The sequence below is a fragment of the Lysinibacillus sp. FSL P2-0066 genome, assembly GCF_037969495.1.
In the GTDB taxonomy this organism is placed as follows: domain Bacteria; phylum Bacillota; class Bacilli; order Bacillales_A; family Planococcaceae; genus Lysinibacillus; species Lysinibacillus boronitolerans.
Genome location: NZ_CP150202.1, coordinates 3,962,800 through 3,984,041, shown reverse-complemented (window position 1 = coordinate 3,984,041; position 21,242 = coordinate 3,962,800). Strand labels below are relative to the sequence as shown.

The window sequence follows — 21,242 nt, the reverse complement described above, 5'->3', positions numbered from 1 at the left end:
TCAAATTCGGATTTCTCTATTTTTATGTAGTCTTCCTATAGATCTTAGCTAATGGCTGTGAATTTTCTTAAATTCACGGCCATTAATGCGAGGCCCATCTCGTTTTCAACCTTCGATTTTCCTCGTACAGAAAATCGGGTGAAACGCAAATTAGCCTTCAAGAATCCAAAAACTGGTTCCACGTCAATTTTACGTTGACGATAAATGGTACTTGTTTTTTCTTCTGAAAGCTTTGCTCGCACATATTCTTTTTGTTCTTCCCACTTCTCATTCACCATTATCTTACGATTATTTCCTTCTTTTGCTTTTGTACACGATGAACGGAGAGGGCATCCGGAACAGTCTTCACATTCGTATATCTTAAACTCACGCTTGAAATCATATTGATCCGTTTTCGTGGTACGATATTTAAATACAAGCTGTTGTTGGTTTGGGCAAGTGTATCGATCATGTTCTTTATCATAATCCCAGTTCGCTGTATTGAATTCGTTTTGCCTATGCTTTTTCTTCTGTTCTTTTAAATACATATTGTACGTGATTAAGGCTTCTCTCTTACGATTCGAAAGGATATCATCATAATTTTGTTCACTGCCATATCCGGCATCTGCGACAATGTGTTTGGGTAACTTAAAATAACGTTGTTCGATTTCATCTAAAAATGGGATTAATGTACGTGTATCTGTTGGGTTCGGAAAAATGCTGTAGGCAAGCGCATACTGACCTTCTGTTGCCACTTGTATGTTATAACCTGCCTTCAATTGACCATTTTTCATATAGTCATCTTTCATACGCATAAATGTCGCATCCGGGTCTGTTTTCGAATAACTATTTCGTTCGTCAAAGATTTCGAAGTCTCTTTGATATTTTAGTTTGCGTTCAATATAGTCGATTAATTTTTTCCGAGCTTGCTTTGGGAATTTCCGTTCCGTTCTTAAAGCCTTTCGCTCTGCTACATCTGATGAATCCTCAATTTTTCGATCATATTCAGAAATCACTTCATCTACTTTTTCAACCATTCGAGCGAGGTCTTCCAATGCTAATTCATTTTCATTTTCCCGTTCAATTTCTGGCATGATTTCTTTTTCAAGCAGCTCATCGTATAGCTGGTTTGACTTTTCAATTAGTCCGTTATGATATTTTTCAATCGACTTTTTCCACACGAATGTAAACTTGTTCGCATTCGCTTCAATCTTTGTTCCATCAATAAAAATAGCTTCCTGGTTAATTAATCCCCCTTGTACCAACTGGCAGCGGAATTGAACGAAGCATTGACGAATTAACTCTTTTACGTCTGGTTGGACACGGAATCGGTTGATTGTGCGGTAGGTTGGTTCATGCCCTTGAGCTAGCCACATCATCCGAATACTGTCTTTTAAAAGCGCTTCAATTTTACGACCAGAAAAGACAGATTGCGTGTAGGCGCATAAGATAATTTTAAGCATCATGCGTGGATGGTAGGCAGGGCAGCCCTCATTTCGAAGGAATGGTTCAAACGCTTCAGGCGGGATACTTTCGACTAAATGATGGACATGGAAGGCAATATCATTCTTTTGTAATTTTACTTCTAAATCTAAAGGCAAAACTAATTGATTCATGTTATAATCTTTAAACATAAGGATCCTTCTTTCTGTATAATTTGGTTGTGGTGACTTAATTTTATCAGAAGTGGTCCTTATTTTTATGAAAAAATTGAAAGCCGATGAAATTTTACTGATCGTAAAATTTCACCGGCTTTTTAGTTTAGAGATGGGTTTTGTCCCAGCCCCTTTTATTTTTGAGGGGAAGTAAATGAAAGTACTAAATTCAAAATATTTGAAGTGAAGATGTTCATGGAATGTTCAAGGTAATTTTTCCGTTTCTTCACAGTGATTTTTAACTAATTTCACAACTAATCTGTAATGTAGGAGGTGGCAACAAAAAACTAAACTTGGAGGATAAAGTTGTGAAAAAATTATGGTTACCTGCACTAATATTATTATTTGTACTTGCAGCTTGTGGTAGCGAAAAAAAACAGGTAGAAGAAACGGAAATTGAGCAAGAAGTTACGAAAAATGAATCAGAAACCGTGCAAGTTGCTTCATTAGTAGATACACGGTTACAAGAGCCAGAAGAAGAGACAACTTGTGAAATGTGTAATATGAAAGTTTATATGAAAGACCATGATATGGGTGTATTTTCAGCACAGGCAATAAAAGAAGATGGAACAATCGCTTTTTATGACGATATTGGCTGTTTATTAAATGCAGAGGTTGCTAATGAAGAAAAAAACGAAAAATTTGTACGTGATTTTGTGTCGAAAGATTGGGCAAAGATTGAAGATGTAACAATTATAAAAACAGAGCTGAAATCTCCGATGAACTGGGGCTATATTTATTTCGTGGACAAGGCTGAAGCAGATAAATATATGCAAGAAAATTCGAAAGCTTATGTGGAGGAACTACAAAAAATTAAAGATGATGCATTGGAGAGACGTAAGAAAATGATGCAAAAAAAGGCTGAGGATGAAAAAGATGCATCCAGTTCTATGCATTCGAATGAGATGAATCAAGAAGGGCACAGTCATTAAATCATAGACTAGGGGAAATCCTCTAGTCTTTTCTTGCTGAATGAGGAGGTGGAAAGTAATGAAGCAAATCATGTTGTTCTTTTTATTTTTTCTCATGACAAGTCAAACGGCGTATGCAGAATTTGATATTCAATATGCTATCGATCAAGCAAAAGCTGGAGATAGTATTCATATTCCTGCTGGTCGTTACCAAGGGAATTTCACGGTGAAGAAACCGATCAAACTGTACGGACAAAAAGGGACTGAGCTTTATGCTCAAAATGATGAACCTGTATTAAAAATTGAACATGTATCGAATGTTTCCATAGAAAATATAAGGATAACAGCAAAAAATAAAGGAATTGTTGCTAATGAGGCGGATAATTTAGAGCTAAGAGCTATAGAACTAAAAGATATCCGAGTTGGTATACATCTTCAACAATCAAGGCATATTCGAATTTTAGAAAATAGGATCATTGGAAATGAATCTCACTTTGCTGAAAAAGGAAATGGAATTGCGGTTTTTAAAAGTGAAGATGTCGTGATCGATCAAAATACGATCGAACAAGTCCAGGATGGTATATATGTTGAAGAAGGGACGCGAATAGATGTACAGCGAAACAAGGTAACAAATAGCCGTTATGGAACACATTTTATGTATTCAAGCAATGTGAAGGTGTTGTTCAATACATATTTACAGAATGTTACAGGTCTTATGGTGATGATGACTACTAATTTAGAAATAAGTAGTAATACAATTAGTGCTCATAATGGCTTCAATAGTTATGGACTTATGATGTATGACACACAGGAGGCAATGGTAAGAGAAAATAGCTTTCTACATAATCGTGTAGGGGTAGCGTTGCAGAAGAGTTCAGTGATTCAAATACAAGAAAATCGCTTTCAGATGAATCAAACTGCATTAGAAGGTACAAAAGTCGATGAGCGTTCAATCATTATGAATAATCAGTTTACAGGCAATATATTAACAGCAAGGTCAGACAATCGAGGATTACGTTTAATTCATAATTTTTATGATGATTATACAGGGCTAGATGTTACAGGTGATGGTTTTGGAGATATTCCATATGTGGCTGTGTCGAGTTTTGGACAATGGATGGTGAGACAACCAGTTTATCAATTTTTTGTGGCATCACCAAGCGTTGTTATCCTGACGTCACTAGATCAACAGATTAATAAAACAGAACGAAATCTAATGGTAGATAATGAACCAAAATTACTGAGCAATATGAAAGAGATAGAGTTTTCATTAAATATCTTACAATTAGTGATTGGTTTTATCGTGTTTATGGGAAGTTTATGGCTTTGGAAAAGGGGGATACGAGTGTGACTAGATGGATAATGATAGTAATTATATGTGGCGTTATTTTAGGAGGCTGTGGTGAAAAAGCATACCATCCACGTGAAATCAATAGTGAAACAGATGTTTGTAAAGTTTGTAATATGAGTATTGTTCATAATGAATACGCAGGGCAAATTGTTTTGAAAAATGGAGACTATGAGACTTTTGATGATATTGGATGCTTAATGGATTACATTGAGCTAAATGGCGATGGTGAAGTGGGAGCAGCCTATATTAAAAATAAAGCAACGAATGAATGGATTGACGTTTATAAAGCGATTTATGTGTACAACAAAAATTATTGGACGCCGATGAACTATGGTGTTATTGCATTTGCTACAAAAGACGAAGCCAAAGAATGGATGAATGATGAAGAAGAAGGTCAACTATTTGCCTATCGTGATTTGCTGACATTGAATTGGGGGATTCATGAGTGATGTTTGTAAAAATAGAGTTGAAGCAGATTTTAAGAAGTCGATGGATGCAACTAGTAGCCTTTCTGTTTACGTTTGTTTTCGTTGCCATAGTCGTCATTCAACAAATGGCTTTACCAGATATTGAAGGCTTTACACGTCAAACTGCATCATTTTTAAGTGTGTTATTATTTCTGCTGCCGCTATTTATCCTCACCATTGGTAGTATGAGTATAGCTGGTGATATAGAATCAGGTTGGTTATCGTTATTAAAAACATACCCTATGAAGCGGAAGCAATATATTACAGGCAAATATGTAGCTACGGTACTTGCGTTTTTATTAGTAATAGTAGTGGCATTTGGTTTTGTATTAACCGTAGGTGGGTTACTAGGTGGGGTACGGTTACCAATTGTTTTAGTTATTCTTACGCTATTATGTATTATTATCTTTGTGTCTTTAGGAATCTTGCTAGGGGTATTTGCAAAAACAAGATTATTTGCACTTGCATTATCACTTGTAGTATGGTCCTTTCTTTTATTGCTCATTTCTTATGCTTTAATGGCGATAGGTGCAGTTGTTTCAGGGCATCTTTTACAAAAGCTCATCATCATAACGATACATATTAATCCAGTAGAATGGCTGCGCTTCGGCTATTTTATATTTAGTAATCAAGCTAGTGTGCTTGGTCCAGCCTTTTATGATGTAACGAGGTTTTACTTATCACCGCTTGGTCAGGTGGGGTATGGAATAATAACAATACTCTGGATTGTACTACCGTTAATGCTTGCTACGAAGCTGTTAAAGGAGGGGGAGCGGCGATGATTCTGTTAGAGGGAAAAAATGTAGCTAAGGTTTATGAAAATGATAGAGGATTAAAAGAAGCCTCCTTTCAGCTGCAAGCTGGTCGAATTCTTGCATTGGTTGGAGGAAACGGGGCTGGAAAGAGTACTTTGATTCGTTTGTTAACGGGTCAAGAGAAACAGCAATCTGGTGAAATAATATGGCATCAACCACAAACAATCCGTTTTATGCCTGATGATGTAAACTTTCCAACTATGCTAACTGCAGCTGAAATATTAGAGCTGTTGGCATCTTTAAAACAAGTAGATAAATATGAGCAAGAGAATGTACTGAAGCGTGTTTCCTTGTGGGATGTTCGGAAGCAAAGAGCTAAACACTTTTCCAAAGGGATGCTCCAACGGCTAAACCTAGCCCAGAGCTTACTTGGTAACGGGTCATTGTTAATTTTAGATGAGCCAACGAATGGTCTAGATCCCTTTTGGATAGCACAGTTGAAAAACATGATGTTGGAGGAGAAGAAAAAAGGCAATACCGTTATCTTCTCTACTCATTTGCTATCTTTTGCTGAAGAAATAGCAGATGATGTATTAGTTTTACATGAAGGTGAAATTATCATTTCTGGGGCGATATCTGAAATTTTCTTGCAAGAAAATTCTACATCTTTAGAAGAAATATGGTTAAAAAGATTGAATTTGTAACATTCTAATGGTTAATGACGTTATATAATAAGGATTAGGCTTGTTTGGATGTTATCAAACAAGCCTTTTTTATGAATGTTCGTAGGAAGTAGAAGTTTCAGATAATTGTTTTACAAGACAGATTTCGCTATGCTTAGATTAAGTTTGCTTGCAATTCACACAATTGCTTGATGGAATGGGAGGCTTTTCGATTAATGAATGCTCAAATACAGAATGTTTTAGAAAATATAGAAAAGGTAATGATTGGTAAAAGAGAAGTTGCTGAGCTCAGTATTGTCGCATTATTAGCAAGGGGACATGTTTTATTGGAGGATGTACCTGGAGTAGGAAAGACAATGATGGTGCGAGCACTTGCAAAATCGTTTGATGCACAATTTAAGCGTATTCAATTTACGCCAGATCTATTGCCATCAGATGTAGTCGGTATTTCTATTTATAATCCCAAAACAATGGAGTTTGAATTTCGTCCAGGGCCAATCATGGGGGATGTTGTATTAGCCGATGAAATTAACCGAACGTCACCGAAAACTCAATCAGCGTTGTTAGAGGGGATGGAAGAGGCTTCTGTTACAATTGATGGGAAAACGCTGATGATCAATCAGCCATTTTTTGTGATGGCTACACAAAACCCGATTGAACATGAAGGTACCTATCCTTTACCTGAAGCACAACTAGATCGATTTCTCTTAAAGATAAAAATGGGCTATCCATCTAGGGGGCAAGAGGTTGAAATTTTACGAAGAGCTGAGAATGGTAAAGCCATTGAAAAAATCGAAGCAGTATTATCGGTAGCGCAATTAATCGAATTACAGGAACTTGTTCAAGGTGTGTATGTAGAAGATTCTGTTAAAAATTATATGGTGGAGCTTGCTACCCTAACAAGAGAAAATAATTATGTCTATTTAGGTGTGAGTCCACGTGCCACAATAGCGCTAATGAAAGCTTCTCAAGCTTACGCATTTTTAAAAGGACGAAGCTATGTTACCCCTGATGATGTTCAATATTTAGTGCCATTTGTTTTTAATCATCGTTTAGTTTTAAAACCAGATGCACGCTATGATAACGTGACAGCAGACGAAATTATCCAGCGGATCATTGCTAAAACACCAGTTCCGACAAAGAGGTTTGCAGAACAATGAGGCAATGGAAAGCTTTTGTAGAAAAAAGTAAACATTTCCTATTAATCGCTTTCTTGATGATCGTAACATTTTGTTATGCAATGTTCCAAGGTGGGTTTGTGAGCTGGTTTGTATTTTTTACGGTTAGCCCATTTTTAGTATATGCATTCATTTTCTTTGTCGTTAGAGAAGATATTTTACTAATCGAACGCAAGATTGACCCGATTCATATAGAACGAGGTCAATCAGCGAAGGTGCTTATTACGATAGAACGTAAAACACGTTTTCCATTTGCCTATATCGTAATGGAGGAACTTGTGGATAGTGAGGGATTAGTGCAAGCTAAAATACAAAATGCGAATGCCATTAAGTTCGTTGGATTTAAAAAAACCTTTAGCTGGCAATATGAATTGGAAAATATGCCACGTGGTGAACATCGTTACCTAGGTGTTACAATTGTTTTCTATGATTTTTTTGGCTGGGCTAAAAAGGTTGTCGTAGCAGAAAAGGACCAAACTATTTTAGTTTACCCAAGAGTACAAGAGATGAAATATGCTGCGCTTCAAACAAAATATGATGTTGGCTTGATGATGTCTCCATACTCTATTGTGAAGGACACATCGATGGCTGTTGGATTACGAGAGTACGTTCCAGGAGATCGTTTTTCGTGGATTCATTGGAAATCATTTGCACGTACACAAAAGTTACAGTCTAAGGAATTTGAGGATCGACAATCATCTGAACTAATGTTAGTGCTAGACGCTACAAAATCCTCGATGTTTGAAGAAAAAGTAGAGTTAGTAGCTTCAATGCTACAAATGATCGTTCAGGAACGAGGAGATTTATCATTTATTTCTGCTGGAGCAATGACGAAAGTATTCCCAGCTATACAGGGTGACAAGCATTTAGATCAAGTCATGTATCATTTAGCTGCGATAAAACCTACAGAGAATGTCAAGTTTCGATTTCATGACCAACAAGCCTTTAAACAAGTTGCAACACTGCTTTATGTGACAAGTGATGTTTCAGATGAATTCCTACATACTCTTGCGAATATAGTGAAAAGCTGTTTTTGTTTTGTAGTGGCAAAGCAGCAACCAGTGCAATCTGAGCTTGCGATGCGGTATAAACATATACAAGTTATTTATGTAAATCCAGCAGATTTCTATCATTTATTCACGGAGGTGATAAGACCGTGAAGCAATCATTAGGAGAATTTTTAGAATTAGCCATAGCTTATGTTATTGTATTTTTCATTTTGCGTGAATGGCTTATTCCCATTATGCAATTAACGAATACAGGTGGGATGCATCTTTTCTTAGTGTTTATCGGTATGTCTTTAGCGCTAAGTCTTTTCCGCGTACATCCTTTATTATCAGGATTAGTGAAGTTTGGTTATATTACCTGGTTTGTCGTTTTTATCTATAGCCCTAGTCCTGTATTATCTGGTGATACATTGCCTTTTTTATTGGCTGAATGGAGAGGGAACATGGCCACGATTCTAACAGGTGACTTTGGACAGGTTTCAGATGTTTTCAGAACAGTGTTATTTCTTGTATTGATTTGGATGCTGGTCTATTTAATTCACCATTGGGTTTCGGTGCGAAAAAATATATTCTACTTCTTTGCCATGACCGTATTCTTTATTGCTACTTTGGATACATTTAGTGACTATGACGGTAAAGCGGCAATTGTAAAAGTTGTTGTTTTAGGATTAATCATGACAGGTGTTCTTTTTGTCAAGCGCCTATGGCTTCAAGTAGAAACTACAAGTACGGTAATGGAGAAATGGAAAATTGTTATTCCCATGCTAGTATCTGTATTACTCGTTAGTTCTGTAGCATACTTTTTACCAAAGACTGGGCCAACATGGGCAGATCCGGTGCCGTTTATCCAAGGGGTTACTGGACAAGACGGAAATGGAAATGGTCAAAAATCAGTTGGTTATAGCCAGGATGATAGTCAGTTAGGTGGTCCGTTCCAAGGAGATAATACTTTAATATTCACTGCCTCTTCCCGTGATCGTCATTATTGGCGTATTGAAACAAAAGATACGTATACGTCAAAAGGTTGGATTGTTTCAGAGGGGAACTTTGGGAAAAATGTTTATGAGTCAAATACACCCATTCTGACTTCTTTACAAGTAGGGCCGCCCGAAAGTGAACGTCAGATTCAATTAGATATTGCTGTTCCAATGCCATTTTTAATTCAAACATATGGTATGCTTTCTGTTTCGGCTCAAGATTCCACTTTATTTATTCAAGATGAGCAGACTGAAAAAATGAATATAGAACAACAGGTAGGGGAATCGAAATCATTATCAAACTATTCATTGTCTTATAGTGAGCCTGTTTATAGTATGGAGCAGCTCCAATTGTCATATCCAGCAACACTTGAAACAATGGATTCTTCCTTTGATCGATTTTTGCAGTTACCTAACCAACTTCCTCAGCGTGTAAGGGACTTAGCGTCTGAAATAACGCAAAAGAAAGATACGGTTTATGAACAAATTAAGGCTGTAGAAAGTTATTTTAGAACAAATGGTTTTAAGTACGATAAAACGCAAGCTGCCATTCCTGGTGAAAATCAGGATTATGTCGATCAATTTTTGTTCGATACAAAAGTTGGGTATTGTGATAATTTCTCCACTTCAATGGTGGTACTTTTACGCTCAGTAGGAATCCCAGCTCGATGGGTGAAAGGCTTTGCACCTGGGACTGCAGGACCTGTGTCAGATGGATTACGCGAATATCGCATCACGAATGACAATGCGCACTCATGGGTAGAAGCTTTTATACCTGGAACGGGATGGATGGAGTTTGAGCCTACAATCGGCTTTTCTGGGAATGTTAACATCGATTATGATATTCCGTTAGATACGTCTGATGAGGAGGAAGTGGCGCAGCCAGAACGAAAACCCGAGCAGCCACAACCACAAGAACAGGTAACCGAGAAGGAACAGACAAAATCAACATTTAGCTTTGATGCAATGTGGTTATGGATGAAAAAGTTTGCCTATGTTTGGGTGATAATTGTTGTATTATTAATAATCACAGGTATTTCTTTATTCTTACAGCGTAAAACGTGGATTCCTAAGATGCATGTTCGAGCATACCGTAAAAAAGTAGCGGATTGGTCAAATTTCGATTCTTCCTACTATGTTTTACTGAAGCAATTATCCCGTATTGGCTTGCGCAGAAAAGATGGAGAAACGTTAAGTGCATTCGCAGAGCGTGTAGATTCAGCATTAGAAACAGATGAAATGCAAAAGCTGACGGTAGTTTACGAGCAACATATTTATGGGAAAGACAAAGAAGATGTTGATTTTGTGAAGCTGAAAGAAAGTTGGGAATATTTAATCAATCGCACTATCAGTTGATTTTAACGTAGACAAAGAGTAAAATGAAAAAAATTAAATGCAAGGATTGCTTTCATATAAGTTCGATAATAGGGTTCGGATGTTTCTACGAAATCACCTTAAATGATTTCTCTATGAAGGCGGATGTTTTCGTTAGGTGAAAAGTATAGTAAATCACTTTACTTTGCTACGCATTCGCCTTTATCAATATTCTAGAGCTTATGAACGCGTAGAAAGTTTTTTTACTTTCTTCGCGTTTTTCTTTGAACACATGAAAAATCCTTTAAAAATAATAGAAGAGGTGGAAATTTTGACAGCTAGCCCTTTATTAAAAGAGCAAGAAAAAATCGTTGTACTAGACTTCGGTAGCCAATTTAACCAATTAATTACACGTCGTATTCGTGAATTTGGTGTTTTCAGTGAATTACATCCACATACGGTAACTGCAGAAGAAATTAAAGATATGAACGCAACAGGTATTATTTTCTCAGGTGGTCCAAACTCTGTTTATGATGAAAATGCCTTTCATGTGGATCCAGCTATCTTCGAATTAGGTTTACCGATTTTAGGTATTTGCTATGGTATGCAATTAATGGCCCATACAAACGGCGGTAAAGTTGAAGGTGCTGAAACACGCGAATATGGTAAAGCCGAAATTCAAGTAACAACACCAAACAAATTATTTGGTGAATTACCTACAGAACAAATCGTTTGGATGAGCCATGGTGACCATGTAACAGAAGTTCCAGCTGGATTTGAAGTCATCGCAACTAGTGCATCTTGTCCGATTGCTGCAATGGCAAACGTTGAACGTAAACTATATGCTGTACAATTCCATCCAGAAGTACGTCACTCTGTATATGGTAATGATCTATTACGTCAATTCGTATTCGACATCTGTGAAGCGAAAGGCGATTGGTCAATGGCAAACTTCATTGAGCTTGAAATTGCAAAAATTCGTGAAATCGTTGGCGATAAAAAAGTATTATGTGCTCTTTCTGGTGGTGTAGACTCATCAGTGGTAGCGGTGTTAATCCATAAAGCAATAGGCGATCAATTAACTTGTATGTTCGTAGACCACAACTTAAACCGTAAAGGCGAAGTTGAACAAGTAATGAAAACATTCACAGAAGACTTTGACATGAATCTTATTAAAATTGATGCACGTAAACGATTCATGGACAAACTTGCTGGGGTTTCTGATCCAGAGAAAAAACGTAAAATTATCGGTAATGAATTCATTTATGTGTTTGATGAAGAGGCATCTAAGCTTGAAGGTATGGATTTCTTAGCACAAGGAACTCTTTACACAGATATTATTGAATCTGGTACTTCAACTGCACAAACAATCAAATCACACCATAATGTTGGTGGTCTTCCTGAAGATATGCAATTCCAACTAATTGAGCCACTGAAAACTTTATTTAAAGATGAAGTACGTGCGCTAGGCTTAGAGCTTGGACTAGACGAAAAAATCGTTTGGCGTCAACCGTTCCCAGGTCCTGGATTAGGTATCCGTGTGCTTGGTGAAGTAACAGAAGAAAAATTAGAAATCGTTCGCGAATCTGATTTCATTCTACGTGAAGAAATTGCAAAAGCTGGCCTTGATCGTGACATTTGGCAATATTTTACGGTATTACCTGATATCCGTTCAGTTGGTGTAATGGGCGATGCTCGTACGTATGACTATGCAATCGGTATCCGTGCCGTTACATCTATCGACGGTATGACTTCTGACTGGGCACGTATTCCTTGGGATGTACTAGAGAAAATCTCCGTCCGCCTTGTAAACGAAGTAAAACATGTGAACCGTGTGCTGTATGATATTACATCTAAGCCACCAGCAACGATTGAGTGGGAATAATAGCAAAAGCCCTAAAAGCCCTGTGGACTTACCCCTGTCAAGTAGACAGCTTTAAAAAAGACTAAGCAGCCATCTGGTGTCGATATTCTATCGGTGCCAGGTGGTTGAGTCGTTTTTGGAAGCGTTGGAAGTTATAAAAGTAGATGTATTGCTCAACGGCTTGCCTCACTGCTTCTTCCGTATTATCGTGTAAAAGATACAAACACTCGCTTTTAAAGTGCGAGAAGAACGACTCGATACAAGCGTTATCATGGCAGTTTCCTTTGCGAGAATGACTGCCAATCATGCCAAGTTGACTTACGGTCTGATGATACTTAATCGATGTGTATTGGAAGCCCTGATCCGAATGGATGATGCTTCGGTACACCTTTCTTTTTGCCGTCAATTCCTGTAGTGTGTCCATGACTAATTCTAAATCGTTACGCTCACTAATTTTCCAGGCGACAATTTCGTTGTTATATAAATCTTGTACAGCTGATAGGTAGAGAAAACCATTTTTCGTCGGTAAATATGTAATATCTGTCACGAGCACCTCATTTTCTACACGCTCCTTAAAATTACGCGCCAGCACATTATCAAATACACGTGATAGTCGATTTCCCCATATACGATGCTTTTTACGGATAATCGATTGAATACCCAACTCACTCATTAATCGATAGACCTTCTTATGATTCACATGAAATCCTTTGTCTCGTAAAGCGATTTTCATACGAGGATAACCATACATTTTATGCGTTTGATGAATCGCTAAAATATGCTCCTTTAAAAGGATATCATCACGTTTACGTAACGATACCTTGCCATTTTTAAGCCATCTATAATAACCTGAACGTTCAACTTTCGCCATTTCAGTGAGCCATGTAATCGGATACCGATCTTTCATTTCTTCGATAATATGATAACGGTCTGGATAAGTGGGCATTCCTCCATTTACAGATTTGGATACTGCTTTTTTAAGTATTCTACCTGTGCCTTATAGTAATCACGTTCTTCTTCTACAGTTTTAAAGTGGGTACGTTTTCCTTTTAACGGATTCTTCACACCTTTCGCTCCAGAACCCGTAGATGGAAGGCGATTAAAGGCTTCAATTGATCCAACTTCTTTAAATTTTTTCACCCAGGCCTTCACTTGTGAAACATTGCGAATTTCATATCGATCCGCAATCTTTTGCATACTTTCATTGCTCGTTAAATAGGCTTGTACAATTTCTAACTTCAATTCATTTGAATACGTATTATTTTTTCGCGACATAGAGAAAATCCCCTTTAAGTAAAATGTTTATCTACAGCGTACTGTAGGTTTTTTAACATTGTCTACTTAAAGGGGATAATATCACTGAGAGGTTTTTAGGGCTTTTTTTGATTTATTTCCTTCTGAATTTATGGCTTAATGAAGTATCTCAACTGCAAAAATTGCTGGTAAAGTGTTGTATGTAGTAAACTAAATGAATGCACAAGAAATTATACTATTCAGATTAGGGGGGATTTAAATGGAGAAAAATAAACCAATGATTCATACATTAACGGTTGGGATGCCAAAAGAATTGGTTGATAGTAAAGGACGTTCAATGATTACAGGGATTGAAAAGCAACGAGTGCAAGAAGTTTATTTGTCCTCTCAAGGCTTTGAAGGGGATGATGTGGCAGATAAAAAACATCACGGTGGCCCTGATCGAGCAGTTTGTTTATATCCTGCGGAGCATTACATACAATGGGAACAGGAACTTGGAAAAACGTTACCCGTTGCTGCATTTGGCGAAAATTTAACCGTAACAAATATGTTAGAATCAGATGTTTGTATTGGTGATATTTATAAAATTGGAGATGCTGTCATTCAAATTACACAGGGACGTATTCCATGTAGTACGATTGATAGATATACCGAGGCAAACACATTACTCAAACGTTTAATCGAAACAGGCTATACAGGTTTCCTTGCGCGTGTACTTGAAGAAGGGACAATCTGTGCAGATTCAACAATTGAGCTTGTAGAAAAGCATCCTGCACGTATCTCTGTTTTGTATTGCAATGAAGTGTACTTCAAAAACAATGATGCAATCGCTATGAAACAAATACAAGCAGTAGATGCATTAGCAGAAGATTGGAAAGAAAAATTAGAAAAAAGAATTCAAGTCTTGCAAAGTAAAGTGATGAGTTAAAACATACGTTCAAAAGAAGGATCCTCTAGAATTTCTAGGGGATTTTTTCTTTAAACTAATTGCTGAAATGTTCAGTACAAAGCCTCTTTAGTAATACATTTAATAGAACCTGAACATTAAATAAGAATTTTACACGAACTTTCGCATTTCTTTTTAGAAAAATGTTCGGAAATAGGGTTGAAATCTAAAAAACGAAATGATATATTACGAATGTAAATTAAATACGTCGTCGTATAATGTCGGGGATAAGGCCCGTGAGTTTCTACCAAGTTACCGTAAATAACTTGACTACGATTTAGGTTTATACATAAATGTATAAACACTAATTTGTTTCACACACTAATTGTGATGAAATATATCGTAGACATGCGACTAGTAGAGTAGTCAGCGTGTCTTTTTTGTTTTCGATATTGAAGACGACCACACGGAGGATTTTTTGATAATGAAAAAATATTTCATGTTCGATGAATTAGGAACTAATTATCGCCGCGAAATAATAGGCGGTATTACAACCTTCCTTGCAATGGCATATATTCTAGCTGTTAACCCAGGTATTCTAGAAAATGCAGGGATGGATAAAGGGGCTGTTTTCGTAGCAACAGCATTAGCAGCAGCAGTCGGTTCTTTGATTATGGGGATTTTCGCTAAGTTCCCGATTTCACTTGCTCCTGGGATGGGGTTAAATGCATTCTTTGCATTTACTGTAGTCGGAGCATACGGTATTCCGTGGCAAACTGGTTTAACAGGCGTGTTCTTCTCAGGGATTATCTTTATTATTTTATCTTTAACTGGTATCCGCGAAACTGTTATTAATGCTATACCAGTACAACTTAAATATGCAGTTTCTGCAGGTATTGGTTTATTTATAACTTTTGTTGGTTTACAAGGAGCAGGGATCATTGTCGATAGCCCAGCTACTTTAGTCACTTTAGGAAGTTTCACAGGCGCTACATTATTAGCGGTATTCGGAATTATTCTTTCAGTTATTCTTATTATTAAATTGCGCAGTATCGGTATTTTCTTAGGAATGGTGATTACGGCAGTTATTGGGATGATCACAGGTATCATTGATCCTCCGACAGCCGTTGTATCAGCTATTCCAAGTGTAGATTCTACATTCATGGTAGCACTAGAACCACTTGGTGACTTCGGTACATTATTTAACGTGAAGTTTTTAGTAGTAGTGTTAACATTCTTGTTTGTTGATTTCTTTGATACAGCTGGTACTTTAATGGCTGTAGCGACACAAGCAGGTTTAGTAAAAGATAATAAATTACCGCGTGCAGGACGTGCCTTAATGGCAGATGCACTAGCAACAACTATCGGTTCTTTATTTGGTACGTCAACAACAACAGCGTACGTAGAGTCAACTTCTGGAGTTGCTGCAGGCGCTCGTTCAGGATTTTCTGCAGTCGTAACAGCAGTACTGTTCTTAGTTGCATTATTCTTCTCACCATTACTAGCAGTGGTAACACCAGCAGTTACTGCTCCAGCTTTAGTAATCGTAGGGGTACTAATGGTATCGTCCTTACGCTTAATTGATTGGGACAAATTCGAAATAGCAGTACCTGCATTCTTTACAGTATTAATGATGCCACTTGGTTATTCAATTGCTACTGGTATTGCAATCGGCTTTGTATTCTACCCAATTACAATGTTATTAGCAGGTCGTAAAAAAGAAATTCACCCAATGATGTATGGTCTATTCTTTGTTTTCCTTGCATACTTCATTTGGGTACGTTAGTTAAACAGACACCTCTCATTGTTAGTAAGATACTAATCATGAGAGGTGTTTTTTATTAAAAATAAAAAGCAATAAATTGTTGGTTAGAGCAATCAAAAATTAAGTTGATCCTAATTAAAAGAGTTATGGTTTTTATACATTATATAGAAGAAACTCGTTTTTAAATAATGAGAATAGTTTTACTTTAACGAAAGGCTTGCAAACTTAAATTTAAGATGATATATTTAAACACGTTGTTACGAAACAAACGAACAACTTCAAAAATATTAACATAAACAGTTGACAACATGTTAACAATATGTTAAATTATAAAAAGTTACTTAGCGTAACTAGTAAATGAACCTTGAAAACTGAACAAGCAAAACGTAATCAATAAAGTTTTAAGTAGCTAGCTTTGCTAGTGAACAAAACACAATTTTGGACATCAAACATGATGCCAGCAAAACAATTTGAGCTAATCAAATTTCTTTTATGGAGAGTTTGATCCTGGCTCAGGACGAACGCTGGCGGCGTGCCTAATACATGCAAGTCGAGCGAACAGAAAAGGAGCTTGCTCCTTTGACGTTAGCGGCGGACGGGTGAGTAACACGTGGGCAACCTACCCTATAGTTTGGGATAACTCCGGGAAACCGGGGCTAATACCGAATAATCTCTTTTGCTTCATGGCAAGAGACTGAAAGACGGTTTCGGCTGTCGCTATAGGATGGGCCCGCGGCGCATTAGCTAGTTGGTGAGGTAACGGCTCACCAAGGCGACGATGCGTAGCCGACCTGAGAGGGTGATCGGCCACACTGGGACTGAGACACGGCCCAGACTCCTACGGGAGGCAGCAGTAGGGAATCTTCCACAATGGGCGAAAGCCTGATGGAGCAACGCCGCGTGAGTGAAGAAGGTTTTCGGATCGTAAAACTCTGTTGTAAGGGAAGAACAAGTACAGTAGTAACTGGCTGTACCTTGACGGTACCTTATTAGAAAGCCACGGCTAACTACGTGCCAGCAGCCGCGGTAATACGTAGGTGGCAAGCGTTGTCCGGAATTATTGGGCGTAAAGCGCGCGCAGGCGGTCCTTTAAGTCTGATGTGAAAGCCCACGGCTCAACCGTGGAGGGTCATTGGAAACTGGGGGACTTGAGTGCAGAAGAGGAAAGTGGAATTCCAAGTGTAGCGGTGAAATGCGTAGAGATTTGGAGGAACACCAGTGGCGAAGGCGACTTTCTGGTCTGTAACTGACGCTGAGGCGCGAAAGCGTGGGGAGCAAACAGGATTAGATACCCTGGTAGTCCACGCCGTAAACGATGAGTGCTAAGTGTTAGGGGGTTTCCGCCCCTTAGTGCTGCAGCTAACGCATTAAGCACTCCGCCTGGGGAGTACGGTCGCAAGACTGAAACTCAAAGGAATTGACGGGGGCCCGCACAAGCGGTGGAGCATGTGGTTTAATTCGAAGCAACGCGAAGAACCTTACCAGGTCTTGACATCCCGTTGACCACTGTAGAGATATAGTTTCCCCTTCGGGGGCAACGGTGACAGGTGGTGCATGGTTGTCGTCAGCTCGTGTCGTGAGATGTTGGGTTAAGTCCCGCAACGAGCGCAACCCTTGATCTTAGTTGCCATCATTTAGTTGGGCACTCTAAGGTGACTGCCGGTGACAAACCGGAGGAAGGTGGGGATGACGTCAAATCATCATGCCCCTTATGACCTGGGCTACACACGTGCTACAATGGACGATACAAACGGTTGCCAACTCGCGAGAGGGAGCTAATCCGATAAAGTCGTTCTCAGTTCGGATTGTAGGCTGCAACTCGCCTACATGAAGCCGGAATCGCTAGTAATCGCGGATCAGCATGCCGCGGTGAATACGTTCCCGGGCCTTGTACACACCGCCCGTCACACCACGAGAGTTTGTAACACCCGAAGTCGGTGAGGTAACCTTTTGGAGCCAGCCGCCGAAGGTGGGATAGATGATTGGGGTGAAGTCGTAACAAGGTAGCCGTATCGGAAGGTGCGGCTGGATCACCTCCTTTCTAAGGATTATTTCGGAATACAAACCTTGGGTTTGTAAGATTACGTTTTGCGTTCAGTTTTGAAGGTTCATTCTTTCTGAATGAAATACTTCAAAACTTGTTCTTTGAAAACTGGATAAAACGACATTGAAATTGTAACAAACACATTTATTTTTTAAGTTTTTTTATAGGCTTAATAACTTGGTTAAGTTATTAAGGGCGCACGGCGAATGCCTTGGCACTAGGAGCCGAAGAAGGACGGCACTAACACCGATATGCTTCGGGGAGCTGTAAGTGAGCTTTGATCCGGAGATTTCCGAATGGGGGAACCCACTACGTTTAATCGCGTAGTATCTTGACGTGAATACATAGCGTCTTGAAGGCAGACCCAGGGAACTGAAACATCTAAGTACCTGGAGGAAGAGAAAGAAAAATCGATTCCCTGAGTAGCGGCGAGCGAAACGGGAAGAGCCCAAACCAAGAGGCTTGCCTCTTGGGGTTGTAGGACACTCTATACGGAGTTACAAAAGAGCGAGTTAGATGAAGCGACTTGGAAAGGTCCGCCAGAGCAGGTAAAAGCCCTGTAGTCGAAAGTTCGTTCTCTCCTGAGTGGATCCTGAGTACGGCGGAACACGTGAAATTCCGTCGGAATCCGGGAGGACCATCTCCCAAGGCTAAATACTACCTAGTGACCGATAGTGAACCAGTACCGTGAGGGAAAGGTGAAAAGCACCCCGGAAGGGGAGTGAAAGAGATCCTGAAACCGTGTGCCTACAAGTAGTTAGAGCCCGTTAATGGGTGATAGCGTGCCTTTTGTAGAATGAACCGGCGAGTTACGATTACGTGCGAGGTTAAGCTTTAGAAGGCGGAGCCGCAGCGAAAGCGAGTCTGAATAGGGCGAAATAGTACGTGGTCGTAGACCCGAAACCAGGTGATCTACCCATGTCCAGGGTGAAGGTGAGGTAACACTTACTGGAGGCCCGAACCCACGCACGTTGAAAAGTGCGGGGATGAGGTGTGGGTAGCGGAGAAATTCCAATCGAACTTGGAGATAGCTGGTTCTCTCCGAAATAGCTTTAGGGCTAGCCTCGTGATGAGAATACTGGAGGTAGAGCACTGTTTGGACTAGGGGGCCATCCCGGTTTACCGAATTCAGACAAACTCCGAATGCCAGATATTTATACACGGGAGTCAGACTGCGAGTGATAAGATCCGTAGTCAAAAGGGAAACAGCCCAGACCACCAGCTAAGGTCCCAAAGTAATCGTTAAGTGGAAAAGGATGTGGCGTTGCACAGACAACCAGGATGTTGGCTTAGAAGCAGCCATCATTTAAAGAGTGCGTAATAGCTCACTGGTCGAGTGACGCTGCGCCGAAAATGTATCGGGGCTAAACGATTCACCGAAGCTGTGGATTGACATCTACGATGTCAGTGGTAGGAGAGCGTTCTAAGTGCGTTGAAGTCAGACCGGAAGGACTGGTGGAGCGCTTAGAAGTGAGAATGCCGGTATGAGTAGCGAAAGACGGGTGAGAATCCCGTCCACCGTATGACTAAGGTTTCCTGAGGAAGGCTCGTCCGCTCAGGGTTAGTCGGGACCTAAGCCGAGGCCGATAGGCGTAGGCGATGGACAACAGGTTGATATTCCTGTACCACCTCCTCACCGTTTGAGAAATGGGGGGACGCAGTAGGATAGGGTAAGCGCGCCGTTGGTTGTGCGCGTCCAAGCAGTAAGGCGTGTGTGTAGGCAAATCCGCACACTGTAACGTTGAGCTGTGATGGCGAGTCCGTATGGACGAAGTTCCTGATTTCACACTGCCAAGAAAAGCCTCTATCGAGGTGAGAGGTGCCCGTACCGCAAACCGACACAGGTAGTCGAGGAGAGAATCCTAAGGTGTGCGAGAGAACTCTCGTTAAGGAACTCGGCAAAATGACCCCGTAACTTCGGGAGAAGGGGTGCTCTTGAGCGTGCAAGCGCATGAGAGCCGCAGTGAATAGGCCCAGGCGACTGTTTAGCAAAAACACAGGTCTCTGCAAAACCGTAAGGTGACGTATAGGGGCTGACGCCTGCCCGGTGCTGGAAGGTTAAGAGGAGTGGTTAGCGCAAGCGAAGCTGCGAATTGAAGCCCCAGTAAACGGCGGCCGTAACTATAACGGTCCTAAGGTAGCGAAATTCCTTGTCGGGTAAGTTCCGACCCGCACGAAAGGCGTAACGATCTGGGCACTGTCTCAACGAGAGACTCGGTGAAATTATAGTACCTGTGAAGATGCAGGTTACCCGCGACAGGACGGAAAGACCCCGTGGAGCTTTACTGTAGCCTGATATTGAATTTTGGTACAACTTGTACAGGATAGGTAGGAGCCAGAGATCTCGGAGCGCCAGCTTCGAAGGAGGCGTCGGTGGGATACTACCCTGGTTGTATTGAAATTCTAACCCATGCCCCTTAGCGGGGCAGGAGACAGTGTCAGGCGGACAGTTTGACTGGGGCGGTCGCCTCCTAAAAGGTAACGGAGGCGCCCAAAGGTTCCCTCAGAATGGTTGGAAATCATTCGTAGAGTGTAAAGGCACAAGGGAGCTTGACTGCGAGACCTACAAGTCGAGCAGGGTCGAAAGACGGGCTTAGTGATCCGGTGGTTCCGCATGGAAGGGCCATCGCTCAACGGATAAAAGCTACCCCGGGGATAACAGGCTTATCTCCCCCAAGAGTCCACATCGACGGGGAGGTTTGGCACCTCGATGTCGGCTCATCGCATCCTGGGGCTGTAGTCGGTCCCAAGGGTTGGGCTGTTCGCCCATTAAAGCGGTACGCGAGCTGGGTTCAGAACGTCGTGAGACAGTTCGGTCCCTATCCGTCGTGGGCGTAGGAAATTTGAGAGGAGCTGTCCTTAGTACGAGAGGACCGGGATGGACACACCGCTGGTGTACCAGTTGTCTTGCCAAAGGCATCGCTGGGTAGCTATGTGTGGACGGGATAAGTGCTGAAAGCATCTAAGCATGAAGCCCCCCTCAAGATGAGATTTCCCATTACGCAAGTAAGTAAGATCCCTCAAAGACGATGAGGTAGATAGGTTCGAGGTGGAAGTGTGGTGACACATGGAGCTGACGAATACTAATCGATCGAGGACTTAACCAATATGTTTGAAGCATTCAATGCACCGTTTATCCAGTTTTGAAAGAA

General features: G+C 40.2%; 14 protein-coding genes, 2 rRNA genes and 2 riboswitches. Of the genes, 13 read left to right on the top strand and 3 right to left on the bottom strand.

What is annotated here, in order from left to right; all coding sequences use genetic code 11:
• Positions 1 to 44 precede the first annotated feature (44 nt).
• Complete coding sequence (locus tag MKZ14_RS19835) at positions 45 to 1,613, bottom strand: IS1182 family transposase (RefSeq protein WP_339280375.1); 1,569 nt, start codon at positions 1,611 to 1,613, stop codon at positions 45 to 47.
• Between the two features lie 329 nt (positions 1,614 to 1,942).
• Here MKZ14_RS19835 and MKZ14_RS19830 point away from each other — a divergent pair, with 329 nt between their 5' ends.
• The 9 genes from MKZ14_RS19830 to guaA all read left to right on the top strand — a co-directional run bounded on the left by MKZ14_RS19830 (position 1,943) and on the right by guaA (position 12,162).
• Positions 1,943 to 2,566 carry a hypothetical protein gene (locus tag MKZ14_RS19830; protein ID WP_339280374.1) on the top strand — a complete coding sequence of 208 codons (624 nt, stop codon included), beginning with the start codon at positions 1,943 to 1,945 and terminating at the stop codon, positions 2,564 to 2,566.
• Between the two features lie 58 nt (positions 2,567 to 2,624).
• Positions 2,625 to 3,896 (top strand): NosD domain-containing protein, encoded by a 1,272-nt coding sequence (locus MKZ14_RS19825; protein WP_328025428.1) that lies wholly within the window; start codon positions 2,625 to 2,627, stop codon positions 3,894 to 3,896.
• Positions 3,893 to 4,345, top strand: a complete 453-nt coding sequence (locus tag MKZ14_RS19820) for a nitrous oxide reductase accessory protein NosL (RefSeq protein WP_233436264.1) — start codon at positions 3,893 to 3,895, stop codon at positions 4,343 to 4,345. The genes MKZ14_RS19825 and MKZ14_RS19820 overlap by 4 nt, the downstream gene beginning before the upstream one ends.
• Positions 4,345 to 5,145: an ABC transporter permease subunit gene (locus MKZ14_RS19815; RefSeq protein WP_279496392.1), complete on the top strand. Its 801-nt coding sequence runs from the start codon at positions 4,345 to 4,347 to the stop codon at positions 5,143 to 5,145. The genes MKZ14_RS19820 and MKZ14_RS19815 overlap by 1 nt, the downstream gene beginning before the upstream one ends.
• Positions 5,142 to 5,822, top strand: a complete 681-nt coding sequence (locus MKZ14_RS19810; RefSeq protein WP_103118863.1) for an ABC transporter ATP-binding protein — start codon at positions 5,142 to 5,144, stop codon at positions 5,820 to 5,822. The genes MKZ14_RS19815 and MKZ14_RS19810 overlap by 4 nt, the downstream gene beginning before the upstream one ends.
• A 194-nt stretch (positions 5,823 to 6,016) precedes the next feature.
• A complete protein-coding gene (locus MKZ14_RS19805; protein WP_048395021.1) occupies positions 6,017 to 6,961 on the top strand; it encodes a MoxR family ATPase in 945 nt (314 codons plus the stop codon).
• Complete coding sequence (locus MKZ14_RS19800) at positions 6,958 to 8,139, top strand: DUF58 domain-containing protein (RefSeq protein WP_339280373.1); 1,182 nt, start codon at positions 6,958 to 6,960, stop codon at positions 8,137 to 8,139. Before MKZ14_RS19805 ends, MKZ14_RS19800 begins: the two co-directional genes overlap by 4 nt.
• Positions 8,136 to 10,319, top strand: coding sequence for a transglutaminase domain-containing protein (locus MKZ14_RS19795; RefSeq protein ID WP_339280372.1), 2,184 nt, complete (start codon positions 8,136 to 8,138; stop codon positions 10,317 to 10,319). The genes MKZ14_RS19800 and MKZ14_RS19795 overlap by 4 nt, the downstream gene beginning before the upstream one ends.
• A 32-nt stretch (positions 10,320 to 10,351) precedes the next feature.
• Positions 10,352 to 10,453, top strand: a riboswitch (purine riboswitch).
• Between the two features lie 155 nt (positions 10,454 to 10,608).
• Positions 10,609 to 12,162 carry a glutamine-hydrolyzing GMP synthase gene (gene guaA / locus MKZ14_RS19790; RefSeq protein WP_036076059.1) on the top strand — a complete coding sequence of 518 codons (1,554 nt, stop codon included), beginning with the start codon at positions 10,609 to 10,611 and terminating at the stop codon, positions 12,160 to 12,162.
• Positions 12,163 to 12,223: 61 nt separating this feature from the next.
• Here guaA and MKZ14_RS19785 read toward each other — a convergent pair whose 3' ends face one another.
• On the bottom strand, positions 12,224 to 13,087 hold the full coding sequence (locus MKZ14_RS19785; protein ID WP_053996766.1) for an IS3 family transposase: 864 nt from the start codon (positions 13,085 to 13,087) through the stop codon (positions 12,224 to 12,226).
• An 8-nt stretch (positions 13,088 to 13,095) separates the two neighbouring features.
• Positions 13,096 to 13,416: a helix-turn-helix domain-containing protein gene (locus MKZ14_RS19780; protein WP_016995084.1), complete on the bottom strand. Its 321-nt coding sequence runs from the start codon at positions 13,414 to 13,416 to the stop codon at positions 13,096 to 13,098.
• 238 nt (positions 13,417 to 13,654) lie between these two features.
• Here MKZ14_RS19780 and MKZ14_RS19775 point away from each other — a divergent pair, with 238 nt between their 5' ends.
• The 4 genes from MKZ14_RS19775 to MKZ14_RS19760 all read left to right on the top strand — a co-directional run bounded on the left by MKZ14_RS19775 (position 13,655) and on the right by MKZ14_RS19760 (position 21,197).
• A complete protein-coding gene (locus tag MKZ14_RS19775; protein WP_048395027.1) occupies positions 13,655 to 14,323 on the top strand; it encodes an MOSC domain-containing protein in 669 nt (222 codons plus the stop codon).
• 209 nt (positions 14,324 to 14,532) lie between these two features.
• A riboswitch (purine riboswitch) is annotated at positions 14,533 to 14,634 on the top strand.
• A gap of 131 nt (positions 14,635 to 14,765) precedes the next feature.
• Positions 14,766 to 16,067, top strand: coding sequence for an NCS2 family permease (locus MKZ14_RS19770; protein ID WP_004230532.1), 1,302 nt, complete (start codon positions 14,766 to 14,768; stop codon positions 16,065 to 16,067).
• Positions 16,068 to 16,535: 468 nt separating this feature from the next.
• Positions 16,536 to 18,087: ribosomal RNA gene (locus MKZ14_RS19765) — 16S ribosomal RNA — on the top strand.
• 182 nt (positions 18,088 to 18,269) lie between these two features.
• A 23S ribosomal RNA gene (locus MKZ14_RS19760) occupies positions 18,270 to 21,197 on the top strand.
• The 16S and 23S rRNA genes sit together here, the layout of an rRNA operon.
• Positions 21,198 to 21,242 lie beyond the last annotated feature (45 nt).